This window comes from Rhizobium sp. BK313 (assembly GCF_014193655.1).
Classification (GTDB): domain Bacteria; phylum Pseudomonadota; class Alphaproteobacteria; order Rhizobiales; family Rhizobiaceae; genus Rhizobium.
This window is the reverse complement of the sequence record NZ_JACHZQ010000002.1, coordinates 342888-357432: the sequence shown is the minus strand read 5'-3', so window position 1 is coordinate 357432 and position 14545 is coordinate 342888. Positions and strand designations below refer to the sequence as shown.

15 protein-coding genes are annotated in these 14545 nt (G+C 57.8%); 6 read left to right on the top strand and 9 right to left on the bottom strand.

The annotated features are described in order from the left end of the window. Nucleotides 1–20 precede the first annotated feature (20 nt). Nucleotides 21–788, top strand: coding sequence for an SDR family NAD(P)-dependent oxidoreductase (locus tag FHT86_RS14000; RefSeq protein WP_133707409.1), 768 nt, complete (start codon nt 21–23; stop codon nt 786–788). Between the two features lie 317 nt (nt 789–1105). On the opposite strand, the gene FHT86_RS13995 is transcribed toward FHT86_RS14000, so the two are convergent. The 5 genes from FHT86_RS13995 to hppD form a co-directional block, all read right to left on the bottom strand. Further along, nucleotides 1106–1555 (bottom strand): SgcJ/EcaC family oxidoreductase, encoded by a 450-nt coding sequence (locus FHT86_RS13995; RefSeq protein ID WP_133707408.1) that lies wholly within the window; start codon nt 1553–1555, stop codon nt 1106–1108. A gap of 138 nt (nt 1556–1693) precedes the next feature. After that, nucleotides 1694–2326, bottom strand: a complete 633-nt coding sequence (maiA, locus tag FHT86_RS13990) for a maleylacetoacetate isomerase (protein WP_133707407.1) — start codon at nt 2324–2326, stop codon at nt 1694–1696. Then, on the bottom strand, nt 2323–3348 hold the full coding sequence (locus FHT86_RS13985; RefSeq protein WP_133707406.1) for a fumarylacetoacetate hydrolase family protein: 1026 nt from the start codon (nt 3346–3348) through the stop codon (nt 2323–2325). The genes maiA and FHT86_RS13985 overlap by 4 nt, the downstream gene beginning before the upstream one ends. 37 nt (nt 3349–3385) lie before the next feature. Further along, entirely contained in the window at nt 3386–4747 is a 1362-nt protein-coding gene (gene hmgA, locus FHT86_RS13980; RefSeq protein WP_133707405.1) for a homogentisate 1,2-dioxygenase, read from the bottom strand. A gap of 61 nt (nt 4748–4808) precedes the next feature. Next, the gene (hppD, locus tag FHT86_RS13975) at nt 4809–5918 is read right to left on the bottom strand and encodes a 4-hydroxyphenylpyruvate dioxygenase (protein ID WP_133707404.1); all 1110 of its coding nucleotides are present in this window, start codon (nt 5916–5918) and stop codon (nt 4809–4811) included. A 130-nt stretch (nt 5919–6048) separates the two neighbouring features. On the opposite strand from hppD, the gene FHT86_RS13970 reads away from it, so the two are divergent. Continuing rightward, nucleotides 6049–6549, top strand: a complete 501-nt coding sequence (locus FHT86_RS13970) for an Lrp/AsnC family transcriptional regulator (protein WP_133707403.1) — start codon at nt 6049–6051, stop codon at nt 6547–6549. 130 nt (nt 6550–6679) lie between these two features. Here the strand turns inward: FHT86_RS13970 and FHT86_RS13965 are convergent, their stop codons facing one another. Further along, nucleotides 6680–7141, bottom strand: coding sequence for an Lrp/AsnC family transcriptional regulator (locus tag FHT86_RS13965; RefSeq protein ID WP_133707402.1), 462 nt, complete (start codon nt 7139–7141; stop codon nt 6680–6682). 122 nt (nt 7142–7263) lie between these two features. Between FHT86_RS13965 and FHT86_RS13960 the strand changes: the two genes are divergently transcribed. Beyond that, nucleotides 7264–8055 (top strand): phenylalanine 4-monooxygenase, encoded by a 792-nt coding sequence (locus FHT86_RS13960; protein WP_133707401.1) that lies wholly within the window; start codon nt 7264–7266, stop codon nt 8053–8055. 195 nt (nt 8056–8250) lie between these two features. After that, complete coding sequence (locus FHT86_RS13955; RefSeq protein ID WP_133707400.1) at nt 8251–8460, top strand: hypothetical protein; 210 nt, start codon at nt 8251–8253, stop codon at nt 8458–8460. Nucleotides 8461–8504: 44 nt separating this feature from the next. Here FHT86_RS13955 and ppk2 read toward each other — a convergent pair whose 3' ends face one another. Next, nucleotides 8505–9425, bottom strand: a complete 921-nt coding sequence (gene ppk2 / locus FHT86_RS13950) for a polyphosphate kinase 2 (RefSeq protein WP_133707399.1) — start codon at nt 9423–9425, stop codon at nt 8505–8507. A 523-nt stretch (nt 9426–9948) separates the two neighbouring features. Between ppk2 and FHT86_RS13945 the strand changes: the two genes are divergently transcribed. Continuing rightward, a complete protein-coding gene (locus FHT86_RS13945; RefSeq protein ID WP_133707398.1) occupies nt 9949–10701 on the top strand; it encodes a hypothetical protein in 753 nt (250 codons plus the stop codon). Between the two features lie 148 nt (nt 10702–10849). Here the strand turns inward: FHT86_RS13945 and FHT86_RS13940 are convergent, their stop codons facing one another. Beyond that, the gene (locus FHT86_RS13940) at nt 10850–11359 is read right to left on the bottom strand and encodes a DUF3455 domain-containing protein (RefSeq protein ID WP_133707397.1); all 510 of its coding nucleotides are present in this window, start codon (nt 11357–11359) and stop codon (nt 10850–10852) included. Nucleotides 11360–11631: 272 nt separating this feature from the next. On the opposite strand from FHT86_RS13940, the gene FHT86_RS13935 reads away from it, so the two are divergent. Then, nucleotides 11632–12375 carry a hypothetical protein gene (locus tag FHT86_RS13935; RefSeq protein ID WP_133707396.1) on the top strand — a complete coding sequence of 248 codons (744 nt, stop codon included), beginning with the start codon at nt 11632–11634 and terminating at the stop codon, nt 12373–12375. A 208-nt stretch (nt 12376–12583) separates the two neighbouring features. On the opposite strand, the gene FHT86_RS13930 is transcribed toward FHT86_RS13935, so the two are convergent. Next, the gene (locus tag FHT86_RS13930) at nt 12584–14461 is read right to left on the bottom strand and encodes a type VI secretion system Vgr family protein (protein WP_166656820.1); all 1878 of its coding nucleotides are present in this window, start codon (nt 14459–14461) and stop codon (nt 12584–12586) included. Nucleotides 14462–14545 lie beyond the last annotated feature (84 nt).

Sequence of the window (14545 nt, the reverse complement as noted above, 5' to 3'; positions counted from 1 at the left end):
AACATGGGCAAGGCAACGACATGGCTGACCGGTTAAAGAGCAAGATCGCAATCATCTCCGGCGGAGCGACCGGGATGGGAGGAGCATCCTCTCGGCTCTTTGCCGCCGAAGGCGCACAAGTTGCGATCATCGACCGAAACGGCGACGCGGCCGCTGAGACCACAAAAGTCATTCGCGACGCCGGTGGCATTGCCGATTATTGGGTAGCGGATGTTTCCGACGAAACAGCGGTGACGGCCGCGGTGAAGGGGGTCGAGGATAAGTTCGGGCCAGTCACGGTGCTCTTCAACCATGCTGGAACGATCGTCATCAAACCGTTCCTGGAGACGACGCTTGAGGAATGGGACTGGCTACACGCCGTCAATGTCCGCTCGATGTTCCTCATGACCCGCGCAGTACTTCCGGGGATGATTGCAGCGGGCGGCGGCTCCATCGTATGCACGTCATCGATTTCAGCCGTGGCGGCGACGCCGATGGAGGTGCTTTATGACACCACGAAGGGCGCAGTTCATATGTTTGCGCGCGCTATCGGTGTCGAATTTCGAGACCGCAACATCCGTTGCAACGCCGTCTGCCCTGGTTTCATTCGCACACCGCATGGCTTGCGCGAGGTGAAAGAGCTTCAGGCGCTGGGCGTTGATGTGTCGGACGCAGCCATTGCCGCCCAACAGGGCCGCATCGGCGAACCTGAAGACGTGGCGCGGGCAGCACTTTACCTTGCAAGCGATGAATCCCGTTTCGTCAATGGCGCGCACCTGTTCGTGGATAACGGCTTTACAGCCATCTGAAAAAAGGAGCTGCTTTGTCGGGCATCACGGCTGGCCGTCCTGCCTCACCGTGGAACGGACCTCGCGGTGGGCTGCCCGATGACCTGCGCCGAAAGCTGCGCCACCGCGTACGACATTGAGAAATTCCAGGATAGGGGCGATGAACGGCCCCTTGCGCCAATACCGCGGGACGCTCCATGGTTGGTCCCGTGTGTTGTCGCCGGACGCCCAAATTAAGACAGCACTCGAGTGAAGGCGCGAGCATCACGGCCGAGAAAATCTAGATGAACAGTTGCAAACTGCCTGGCAAGTGAGGTCAGCACTCCAGAGATAGCAGCTCAGTTCTTGTGTTCCGGCATTGCCGAAGAGTGATGCGACGCAATCAGCCACTTTCCGTTTTCGACTTCGTAGGTGAAGGTGTAGCGGGCCGGCACTTTCGTTCCATCGGCCATCGTAAACGTATAGAGACCAGTGTCGGTCACCTTATTGCAACCGATCTTGATGGTCCGGCTGTCAATTTTACCTTGCGGCTTCTTCTTCAGGAATTCCTTGAAGTAGGCCTTGCGTTCTTCCTGCGTCAGGCGCGGTTTGTTCGACACCGTCGGAAGGAGAACCGCGTCCGGAGCGTAGTTCTCGACAACTTTCTCGGGATCGAGCGTTGCCAACGAGGAATTCCAGCGGTCGAAGAGTCCTTCGACCTGCTTTTTTGTGATCGGCGTGCATTCGACGGCCCATGCAGGACCCGTGATGAAAGACGCGACAACGGCTACCAGAACAAGCTTTTGCATAGGTGGTCTCCCAATCCCGACTTTTGCTGTTTTCTCCCGTCAATCACAGAATACCGCGTTCAGGCCGAACTGGCGAGGGAGACGCCCTGAGCGGTGAACCACGGCGGCCCCGGATTTCCTTAGGGTTCGCGTCTTCCGTTACGGTCTGACGCGGTCCGGATGCGCGGTCTGGAACGCCGGTAATTTGGCACATTTGGCATCAATATCGACGATGCGCTGGAAATCGGCCATGTCCACGCCCCAGCGGCGAGCGTTATAGACTTGCGGAACAAGACAAAGGTCCGCCATCGTCGGCTGATCTCCAAAGCTGAATTCTCCATCGAATTCGCCCAGCATTGATTCCAGTTTGCGAAGTCCATCCGCGATGAAGTGCTTCATCCATTCTTCGCGGGCGTCGGCTTTACCCGCTATGGTCATGACATAGGCTGCGACATGCATGTTGCATATAGGATGGATATCCATAGCGATCGCGTAAGCGAGTGCCCGCACGTGCTGCCGGTCTGCGATATCCGTCGGCATCAGCCCACACTCCGGCCGAAGCTCCGCCAGATATTCGATGATTGCGAGCGACTGCGTCAGCGTCTTTCCATCGATCACCAGCGTAGGTACGAAGCCCTGCGGGTTGAGCGCCAGATAGTCAGGGCTCCTCTGCTCGCCTTCCAACAAGTTGATCGACACAGTTTTATAGCCAATCTCAAGCACGTTGAGCGCGATGCGGACACGGTAGCTTGCCGATGATCTCCAGTAATCGTAGAGAACGACCTCATTCATTGCGGCTTCAGTTCTCCATATCTTTTGACCGTCTGTTCGATCGCCCCGAAGATCGAATGCCCGGCGCGATCCTTCATCTCGATGCGGACCTGATCTCCGAACCGCAGGAATGGAGTTTTCGGCGAGCCGGTTTCAATGGTCTCGATCATCCGTATCTCGGCGATGCAAGAATAGCCGTCTCCTCCGTCTTCGACCGGCTTGCCCGGCCCGCCGTCCAGCTTGTTGGAAACCGTTCCCGAGCCGATGATCGTTCCGGCCACAAGATTGCGGGTTTTGGCTGCGTGGGCGATCAACTGGCCAAAATCAAATGTCATGTCGATGCCGGCGTTGGCTTTGCCGAATGCCTTGCCGTTCAAGGTCACGAGCAGGGGAAGATGCACCTTGCCGCCGTCCCACGCCTCTCCGAGTTCGTCCGGCGTGACCGCGACCGGAGAAAATGCCGATGCGGGCTTGGACTGGAAGAAGCCGAACCCCTTTGCCAGCTCTTGCGGGATGAGACCGCGCAGCGACACATCGTTGACGAGCATCACCAGACGGATGGCGCTCCGGGCAACCTCCGGACTTGAACCCATGGCAACGTCGCCGACAACAACGGCGACCTCGCCCTCCATGTCGATCCCATAGGCCTCGTCAGCCATGGCGATCGGATCGCGCGGCGCAAGGAAGCTGTCCGAGCCGCCTTGATACATCAGCGGATCGACCCAGAAGCTCTCCGGCATCTCGGCACCCCGCGCCTTGCGTACCAGTTCAACATGATTGACATAGGCCGAGCCGTCGGCCCACTGATAGGCTCGCGGCAAAGGCGACGCGGCGTCATGTTCGTGGAACCTGATCGTCGGCTGGGCTCCTGTCTCGATACCCTCGGCAATCTGCTGAAGTCTCGGAGCCACATGCTCCCAGTCGTCGAGAGCTGCCTGCAACGTGCGGACAATGTGACCGACTTCGGTACAGCGAGTAAGGTCGCGGGAGACGACGACGAGCCGACCGTCCCTTGTAGAGTCTTTCAACGTCGCAAGCTTCATAGCCCAATTCCAGTGTCGGAGGATGCGTGGCCGGTCTTCACTTGATGCCCGGCGTTCCGTCGAACTTGCGTTCCAGACCGTCCCAGCACTCCAGATAATTGTCCTGCAGCGTTTCAAGCTCCGCCGCGTATTTGGTCAGTTGCTGCGGGTACCTGGTCTCGAACATGAAGGCCATGGTGTGATCCAGTTTCACGGGTTTAAGTTCGGAATTGGATGCCTTTTCGAAGCCTTGCGCATCCGGTCCGTGCGGAAGCATCATGTTGTGCAGGCTCATGCCGCCCGGCACGAAGCCTTCTGCCTTTGCATCATATTGACCGTGGATCAAGCCCATGAATTCGCTCATGATATTGCGGTGGTACCAAGGCGGACGGAAGGTGTGCTCGGCGACCAGCCAGCGCGGCGGAAAGATCACGAAGTCGACATTCGCTGTACCCGCACTTTCTGTCGGCGCCGTCAGCACCGTGAAGATCGACGGATCGGGATGATCGAAGAGGATCGCACCCACCGGAGCAAATGTCCGCAGGTCATATTTGTAAGGGATGTAGTTGCCATGCCAAGCGACCACGTCGAGGGGCGAGTGGTCGATTTCCGTGACATAAAACTTTCCGCACCATTTGACATGCACGCGGCAAGGCATTTCCTTGTCCTCGAAGGCAGCAACGGGCGTCTTGAAATCGCGCGGATTAGCCAAGCAGTTTGCGCCGATCGGCCCGCGATCCGGCAGCGTGAATTTGGCGCCATAATTCTCGCAAATATATCCACGCCAGACTTTCTCGTCGCCTTTGCGCATCACCTTGAACATCATGCCGCGGGGAATGACGCATATTTCCAAGGGCTCGAGGTCCATGACGCCCATTTCGGTGAATACGCTGATCGCGCCGACCTGGGGAACGACGAGCAATTCGCCATCGGCATTGAAGAAATAATCGTCGATCATGTCCTCGTTGAAGACATAGGCATGTGAGGCCATCCCCGTCTGGGTCATCACATCGCCTGCGGCCGTGATCGTTCGCATTCCCTCGAGAAACGTCAGCCTCTCGTTTGGCACCGGCACGGGATCCCAGCGAAGCTGGCCCAGAGGAAGCGAATGGTCGTCCACGCAGGGCGCGGATTTCCAGAGCGCATAGGAAGCGTTCGAAAAGCGGCGGGTGTGGCGCACGCTTGGGCGAATGCGATAGAGCCATGACCTTTCGTTCGTCCCTCGAGGGGCGGTAAAAGGTGAGCCGGAAAGCTGCTCCGCGTAAAGACCATAGTTGCATTTCTGCGGGCTGTTCTGGCCTTGCGGCAAAGCACCGGGAAGCGACTCGCTCTCGAAGTCGTTGCCGAACCCCGGCATGTATTGCAGCTGCTCCGCCGCCGAGTTCTGACGCTCGGACCCCTGCGTTACCGTTTGTTCCATTACTCAATTCCTCCCGGAAAACTGAGGGCGACCCCGCCCATGCAAAGGGGTCGCCGAAAGATCACTCCGCCGCAGTACCGATCACGCCGCGCTTGATCTGATCGGCCTCGATCGACTCGAAAAGGGCACGGAAGTTGCCCTCACCAAAGCCTTCGTCGCCCTTGCGCTGGATGAATTCGAAGAAGATTGGGCCAATGACGGTTTTGGAGAAAATCTGAAGCAGGATCTTCGTCATGCCGCCATTCACCACACCTTCGCCGTCGATGAGGATACCATGTTTTTTCATACGTTCGATGGGTTCGTCATGGCCGTTCACGCGTTCATAGGACATGTCGTAATAAGTCTCCGGGGGACCCGGCATGAAGCGGAGGTCGCTGTCGGCAAGCCTGTCGGTACCCTCGTAGATATCCTCCGTTCCAACGGCGATGTGCTGGATGCCCTCGCCCTTGTATTTCTTCAGAAACTCCTCGATCTGGCTCGTCTCATCCTTCGATTCATTGAGCGGAATGCGGATTTTGCCACAGGGCGACGTGATGGCGCGGCTCACCAGGCCGGTGATGCGCCCATCAATATCGAAGAAGTGGATCTGCTTGAAATTGAACAGCTCGCGATAGAAATCCCACCACTTGTCCATGTTGCCGCGGAAGACGTTGTGCGTCAGATGGTCGAGATAATAGAAGCCGACCCCTTGGGGACGCGGGTCACGCTCGCCGAGCCATTCGAACTCGGCGTCGTAAGCCGATCCCTTCTCGCCATACGTCTCGATGAAATAGAGCAGTGAGCCGCCAATGCCGACAATTGCCGGGACGTCGAGCGCCTTGTCATCCCCTTCGTAGGGAACGGCTCCTTTTGAAACTGCGTGATCGAAGGCGTGCCTGGCGTCAACGACGCGCCAGGCCATCGACGGGGCGCAGGGACCATGATCTGCAACGAAACGAGCGGCATGACTGCCCGGTTCGGCATTCAGGACATAGTTGATGTCGCCTTGCCGCCAGACGGTGATGTCTTTCGTCTTGTGCTTGGCGACGGCGATGTAACCCATGCGTGTGAAGAGCTCGCGCAGCTTTTCGGGCTCGGGGTGAGCGAATTCAACAAATTCGAAGCCATCGGTGCCGGCCGGATTGTCCGCGCTGATTTCCGGCGGCGGCGCATCATGCGGAAAAGGACCCATTTTCTCCTCCAGAGAAATTTGCATTTCGACTATGCAAAGTGTGATCCAAAACGCATGCAGTGTGCTTGCATTCTTGATGGTTAAGGATGAAATTATGCACGATTCGTGAGGATTACAGGGATTTCGTGCAATGGATGAACAGCTCGATAAGTTCGATTTGCGTCTGCTCCAGGAGCTCCAAAAAGACGGCAGGTTGACGAACAACGAGTTGGGCGAACGGATCGCGCTTTCGCCCTCGCAGTGCTCGCGCCGGCGGACGAGGCTGGAGTCTGAAGGATATATCCGGGGTTACCAGGCCAACTTGGACAGGCAAAAGTTGGGTTTGGAAATGCTGGTGGTCATTTCCGTAACGCTCGCCACCCACAACAGGGACAATGCCCAACGATTTTCCCAACTGATCAGCGGGCTACCGGAAGTTCTTGAAGCCTACGCGCTGACCGGTGAAATGGACTATCACTTGAAGGTAGCAACCCGCGGGCTCAACGATCTTTCGAGATTCGTCAACGACGTTTTGTTGCCCCACGAGTCGGTGCAGCACGTGAAGACTTCGATTGTCCTCGATACGCTCAAGACATTTGAAGGCCTTCCGGTGCTCATACCGAGTAGCTGGCATGGCGATGGTGCGCGCTGAGTTGGCGACGCGCGAACGGTTCGACGCGCGGGCGGTTCCAGCCCTTTCACGGAAACGCAGAACCGCTCTATCCTCTTGTCTTCTTGCGATCCCGGACGGAAAACCGCTTCGCACTTTTTCTGGAATTGCTCTAGATCGGCAGTTCCGTCGAGAACTTCAGCTCGCGCAGGACGAAGCTCGACACGACCGTGCGCACATGCGGGTTGCGCATGAGGTAGCGGGTCATGAAGGCCTCGTAGCTTTCCACGTCCCGCGCCCGGATCTTCAGCATATAATCGAAGGCGCCTGATAACGCGTAGCACTCCATGATTTCCGGCCGCTCCAGCACGACCGAGGCGAAAGATGCTACCGCCTCTTCGTGGTGATCCTCCAGCGTGACATGCGCGATCACGCAGAGCTTGAGATCGAGTTTTCCGGGGTCGAGCAATGTCACACGCTTACGGATGACGCCGGCCGATTCCAGCTCCTGGATCTTCCGCCAGGCCGAACTCTGCGACATACCGACCCGTTCCGCCAGGTCTGCCAGCGAAAGGCTGCCATCGGCCTGGACGAGCTGCAGAAGCTTGCGTTGAAAATTCCCAGGTTCTTTCATTTTCAGCGCCATATTGGAGAATATTTGCCAATACCATGGCGATATCCAGCACGAAAGAAAAGAAAATCCTCCATGGCCGGAGCATAATTGCAGCATACCGGAGTGCCTGGGAGGATCAACATATGACCAAGGAAAGCAGCTACACCGCCAAACTGCCCGGCCCGGACGGCCTCTATGCCTACACCGCCGAAGAAGATGCGATATGGGGCGAACTTTACGAACGTCAGATGAGGCTGCTGGCCAACTTGGCCTGCAACGAATATCTGGACGGCGTCAAAACCCTGGGGCTCAAGCCGGACAAGGTACCTCAACTTCTCGATGTCAACCGGCGCCTGAACGAAACCACCGGTTTCGGCGTTGAAGGCGTGCCAGCGCTTATCCCGCCCTCGCGCTTCTACGAGCTTCTGTCGCAAGGCAAGTTTCCGCTCGCAACCTTCCTGCGCCGTCGCGAGCATATCGACTATATCGAGGAACCGGACCTGTTCCACGAGGTTTTTGGCCATTGCCCGTTGCTGACCAACCAGAGCTACGCCAATTTCGTGCGGCGCTTTGGCGAGGCCGCCGTTCGCCTCGGCAAGGGCTATTCCTGGCATTTGTTCCGCATCTTCTGGTTCACCGTTGAATTCGGCCTGATCAATACACCACAAGGCCGACGCTGCTTTGGCGCGGGCATCGTGTCATCGCCGAGCGAAACGAAGGCGGCAATGGAGGGCAAGGCGTGCGAATTCCGGCCGTTCGACCTGCTGAGCGTCCTCAGAACGCCCTACCGGATCGATATCGTCCAGCCGATATACTATGTCATCGACAGCTTCGCCGACCTTGAAGCGATCGTCGAGCAGGATATCGGGGGCCTGATCCTCAGCGCCAAGTCACTGGGTGATTTCGCGCCCGCTTTCGAAGCCAAGGCCTCATGAACGGCTGATCGTCGGGCAGCGACAAGAATCGAGTTCTTGCCTTCCATGTGACGACCGCCCAAACTTGGGCCGATGGTTGTCGAAGGTTCTGACAGTCTTGCTGATTTAAGAAATCAGCCTTGCATTTGACCGTGCACGACCCGATAGCAACTCTATGCATCGCAACACTTGTCCAGCCTCAATCGGGTATGCTCCATGAATGAAGAAGATTTCATCGCTCTTTGCAAGAATGGGAAATTTAAGGAAGCGCTTGCGCTTGCTTTGCAGGGGCGTGAGAAAGCGAAATATTCACCCAGCCGGTTTTCCATGGACAAGAACACAGGAAAACCGATCTTTTACCGCGGCAACAAACGCGTCGAAATGGATGCCGATGGGGAATGGCAGCTGGCAAAGAATACCAGGTGAGCGATTGCCCCGACTGCTGGTGGTGAATTCCTTACAAACCGCCATCAATATTTTGATGGGACATAGAGTTCCGGCGGCAGGACCTTGCGCTCGTAGTCGGGATTGAACACCCGCTGCGGCAACGTGATGTCCTCGTGCGGCACATCTTCGTAGGGGATCTGGTTCAGCAGATGGTCAATACAATTGAGGCGGGCGCGCTTCTTGTCGTTACCCTCGACAATGTACCACGGCGCCTCGGCAATGTTGGTGCGGGCGAAGGTCTCTTCCTTGGCCTTGGTATAAGCCTCCCAGCGGACGCGCGATTGCAGGTCCATCGGTGACAGCTTCCACTGCTTCAAAGGGTCGTGGATGCGTATCAGGAAGCGCATCTGCTGCTCCTCATCCGTGATCGAGAACCAGTATTTGACCAAGCGGATTCCGGAGCGCACCAACATGCGCTCGAACTCGGGTACGTCGTTGAAAAATTGTTCGACCTGGTCTTCGCTCGCAAAACCCATAACCCGCTCGACACCAGATCGATTATACCAGGACCGATCGAAGAGGACGATCTCGCCGCCGGCTGGAAGATGCGGCACGTACCGCTGAAAGTACCATTGTGTCTTTTCGCGATCGGAAGGAGCCGGCAGCGCCACCACCCGCGCGACGCGCGGATTGAGCCGCTGGGTGATGCGTTTGATCACGCCGCCCTTGCCGGCTGAATCGCGGCCTTCGAAGATCACCACAATCTTTTCTTTGTGGTAGACGGCCCAGTCCTGCAACTTGATCAGTTCGGCTTGAAGTGTAAGCAGTGCCCGAAAATAGTCGATGCGCGGCATCGAAGGCGGGTGTGCCTTTCGATAGATCTTGCGAATTTCCTCGGAAAGCGCCGGCTCGGAAAGCTCGAGCTCATAGTCCTCATCTATGGTGTCGGCCAGTTCCGCCTCAAGCCAGTCCGGCTGCTCGGCCTTATCCTTCGACGTCGTCATGCGCTCCTCCGACCGTTGCATCCGCTGTGCCTCAGCCCGCCATTATCGGGCTGGCATATTTTCACTTATTCCATAACCGCATGAAATTAATTTGAAACAATGTCCCACCACCCTTAGTCCGCGACTGCGATCTTGCCAGCGGCCCCATCACAGCTCTCGAAAACTCCAGTCTAAGAGCGTTGCCGAACGGACGGGCATCGCCTGTTTCGGGCAGCTCTACTGATTGCGCCATTCAATACAGCATTTGAGTTTTTCGTCACGTCTGTGCCCCAAAGGACAATAGGCAAGGGTCGAATTTTGGCTCACAAACCATCGACGGAGGGTGATAACCCAAGCCCCGTGCCTGATTGGCCATCGGCCGCCAACTATCGCTGACAGCGTCGCGGTTGGGGTCACGCCTCTTTCTCCGCCGAAGAAGAAAATCGGTTTGGCGGAGATGCTCCACGAGAAATGGCTGAGCGCCATCTTGGCACGCGGCACCTGGCAATTTGAAAAATGAACCGGATAAAGAGGGACATCTACCATGTTCACTAGAAATCTAGCCTATGTTGCCTTGGTTGCCGGCGGTTTCTGCTACGCAGCCGGTGCAACGCTTGCTCAGGATGCGAACGTCAAGCCACATTTCCCGCTGGAGAAAACGATCGGAAAGGTGACGCCGACAGGACCTGTGCCATCGCTGGCTGTCATCAATTCCGCAGGCGCAACGTTGGAAAACAACAAGCTGACGTTGACCGGCGTTTCGGCGAACTCGATCCTGTTTGCTGACCGCCCGGTACGGGCTGCAGGTCACGTCGCCACCCAGCAGTTCATCATGCAATGGGACGAGGGAAAGAACAATTTCGCGAAAGATCCCCCGAACGCCACGGTATCGGTGCTCGGCGGGGATGGCTCTAAAGTCAGTGACGCCGTGGTAACCCTGAAATCGCCCAGGCTCGATGGCAACAATCTGACATTCGAGGTTTCAATCCTCGAAGGCAGCCTCAACGGAGCAAGCGGCCCGGCCGCGGTCTTTATCGATGATTTCAACAGCGGAGATATCGACGCCCACGAAATGCGTAGCGATGAAGGCGGGGACGATCGCGCGGGATACGACCGGACGAGAAATGTCTATGAAGGCCACGGTGCGACCTACTGGCATGCCCCGACCTATCATGGCGCCTGGTACGCCAGCGCCTTGCCTAGTATCGCCTCGGAAGCCGCGATAGGAGGCGCGGCCGTGCGGCCGCTGTATTACCAAAATCCGTGCGTCGACTCCCCTTACCAGGTCTGTTACTGAGATTTACCAGTTGCCGTTTTTGCTGGTACGACTGACCTCGATATCGACTCACCCTCCCGATACTGGTGGAGAGGCTCAGAGCTTCGAGCCGCCGTCGGCCCGCACGGTGTCGCCGCTGATCCAGCGCGCGTCGTCGACCTTGGTAGGGTCAATCGTGATTTTTGAGAAACACGTAGTCGGCCGAGTAGGGCACGCTCAAGAGCGCCCCGTTCCACGCACAGGGCCCTTCGGCGGCGCCGCCTTTCGAATTGATTCTTTGGATGACCGTCGTACCGGCAAGACGGCCAGTCTCTGGTTGCGACGTCGCCTCGAGCTTGAGCCATGGAATGTCCCCGGATGTCGTGCCCGGCGCACTTGCGGCCAACCTGCCGACAATCCTGCTGCCGTCATCCAATTCCCAACTGGGGCCGGCATAGTGCCGACCGACCGTCTTGCCGTTCATAAGCAATGTCGCAATGGGTTCGCGGAATTGCCACGCGAGCTTTCCGTCCGGGTCAGCCTTGCAGTCGTAGATCTGAGCGCCCACGGCATGGAGCGTCACGACAAGCGTGTCGCCTGTGACCGCAATCGCATCGGGCAGTCGGGCGCCCGCCAACGACGGCGCTGGCAGAGGTAACAGGACTAAAGCCACGAGGGCCGCGAATTTTGGCAGAGTCAAGGTGGCAGCTCCCTTCACCGAAATAAGACCATTCCGTTATGGAGGCGCCACGTTGCGCATCGATTACGGACCTGGAGAATTTCGAATGCAATTGAAACACGACGGCCGCCGCCATGAGCTGTAGGTCGAAAATGCAATTCTTGCTTGCCAGGGCGGCCGCGCCCGTCAAGTCAACTGTTACGACTGCAACATACCCATCAGCCTCTGACATCAACAGGAAACACCTGCCCATCAAGCAAGTCGTTCCCGAGTCATCTAGATGCAGGACACATATGGCGAGCATTTCCGACTACCTCAACATCGCCGATGCCGTTTACAGCCGCGACGTCGCAACATGGAGCACCGCGAGGTGGAAAATTCAGAAATGGGAAACCGCGACTTGGTATGGAAACGGATTCCAGGGGGGTATTTTCGAGGACAATAAAGAAGTCATCGTCGCCTTTTCGGGGACGATGGGCGGACCGCTCACTGCGCCGATATCGCAGAACACCGCCAATGCCAGAATTGGCATTTATGTCATTCCCAACATGGCAGGCTCAGGGCAGGCCTTGGTACGCTGGGCCGAACGGCTCAACAAGCCGATCTCGATTGTCGGCCATTCGCTTGGGGGCGGATTAGCACAGGTGATCGGTGCCTGGTCAAACCACCCGTTCATCTCCTTCAATGGCCCAGGTATGGCAAGGCACCTGAGAGCTTCGACATACAACTTTCTCAAGCCTCGCCAGATGGCGCGTTCCCGCCACGCAGTGAAAGCTGATGATGCCGTCGGGCTCTGCTTCAATATCAGGGGCGACTTTGTGGCGGAGTGGGGAAAGACCCATGTCGGGAGGGTGGTGGCCCTGGAACGCATCCAAGGAAATCAAAATCATGATTTGGATGCTATAAGGCTCGCCTTGGCGGACGAAGTGACACGCGGACCGTGGACTTGGCATGAGCTTTGGCCGGCCCCACATACTAATAGCGCTCCACCTCAGTTGGCTCCACTCAACTTGGGCGCCCCTTTTCGACCTTGGTGAAGTCTGCGGGGGCAGATTTTCCTAAACAACCGCAAACCTGCTGCCCGTCCCGCACACGACCAAGTGCCTCGCAGGCTCGATCGCTTCACCCAATCGAGCTTGCCAGATATCCGTTTCTCGTCGACACGTCACAGTGAACCGCGCTACTCGCGAATTGGGGTTGCCGGAGGGCGACCCCTAAAGACGAGACCGGTGCGGCAAGTTCACGTCAAGCAACTGGTGGAATGGGCGGTAGCGCAAAAAACGTCGGGGTCAGGAGTGTGACGTTTGCTGTCGCCTCAACCACGAATGCCGCACCGACCGTGAAATTCACGGCCGCACCGGCAGCAAATTCCATGGCCGCCTCGCTGGTGAACGTCAACGCCGGAGCAGTGATGGCGATCGAAGCCGGCGTCAACTTGATCATGCTCGCACCGACCCGAAGCGTAATCGACGTAGCTGCGGTGATTGTGATCTCGCCCGTCTCGCTCTCCAGACTATCGTTGCGATGGGTGACCACCTTGCGGTCGTTCCCAATCGTCGCATCCTGATCGTGTTCGACCTCGATCTTGTGGTCCTTCTGGGCGTGGAGCAGCACAAGTTCCTGCCCTTTCTTGTCGTCAATCGAGAATTCGGAATAGTCCTGCGTGCCGCCACGCAGGGTCGAACGGCTGCGAATGCCGCTTTTGGTCTGTTCGGAGGGAACCGGGAATACCGGCTGCATGACCTCGTTGTAGACCCCGCCGACCACGACCGGATTGTCAGGATCGCCGCTCATGAAAGCAACCGCGACCTCGGTACCGACGCGGGGCAGGTGCTGCCAGCCCCAACTGTTGCCTGCCCAGGGCTGGATCACCCTCACCCAGATCGCCATACCAGCCACCGTCTCCTTACGGTGGTCGAACATCAGGCGGACCTTGATTCGCCCGAGCGCGTCGGCATGGATCTCTTCGCCACCGTCGCCCAGGACGATCGCTGGGAAGATGCCGGCCATGACCGGGCGGGTGTTGCGGGCGTCGTCGCGCCACGGAGTCTTCTGCAGGAAGCAGCTGAAACTGTTTTCGTAGTGCCCCTTGCTGGCGCCAGCGATCCAGGTGTCGTCAGCGGCGTCGTGACTGACCGATCGCACGGCATATTCAATTCCTTCCGCGCCGGTGAAAGGATTCCGCGCCAGGGTGAAACGGCGCCCCGGCGCGAATTCATGGTCATAGCCATGGCCCTGACACAGCGCCGAGACCACCTCGGCATGCTGAATGCGAAACTTTGCCCGGTCGGCCGCAATCTGTTTGTCCATCGTGAGCGCCGGCCAATTGTAGACGTCCCGCTGAGAAGCGCCGGCGGTCGTCAAGGTCGTGTCCTCCTTGCCCTCCACGGGTGTGGTCGGTTTGGTTGGATCGTAGTCCTGCAACCAGACCTCGCCATGGGCTGTCGCGTGGCTCTCGTCCCACTGGTCGAACACGTCGACATTATTGCCTTCGTGGATCACCCAATGAGGCGGTGCCGAAACGGGTTTGAACGCCTCATTACCGTCGGTGACGACAAGCGTGTGCGCCGTCTTGGTGTGCTCGAAGAAGTAGAACCAGCCACTCTCCTGCATCAGCCGCTGGACAAAGGCCAAATCGGTCTCGTTGTACTGTGTCGTGTATTCGCGGACAGGGCTGTTGCGGTAGATCCGGAAATCGACGGGCCGGACGCCATGTTCATTGAAGATCTTCTGGAGGATTTCCTGCGCATTCATGTTTTGGAAGATGCGGCCGTCTTCTGCCTGGCCGAGGAACCAGAGCCGGGGAACGACCTGGAGCCGATACATCCATCGATCCCGCCGCGCCTGCCCAATGGCTTCCATCCTCCGGACCACGCCGTTGATATACCGATCCTCGCGGGGGGGCCTGCGGATTGTCAGCCCAACCGATTGATAGAGCAACTCCTGCGGATCGATGCTGCGCTCGCTGGAGACGACCGTCAGCGTCGCTTCGAAGGGGCTGCTGACCTCCTCGACCGCATGGAGCTCGACAGCGTGCAACGTCCCGACCTGGACCGGCAATGTATCGTCGCCGAGCGGCGACGTCAGCAGTAGCATCGGTTCATTCTGCGCACCAGATGACATTGGATGGTCCTCGCAATTCCATACAGGCGGAAAGCTGGCCGGCCGTGCCATAAGGCCCGCTTCCGTCTCTCATGCCCAGCAAAT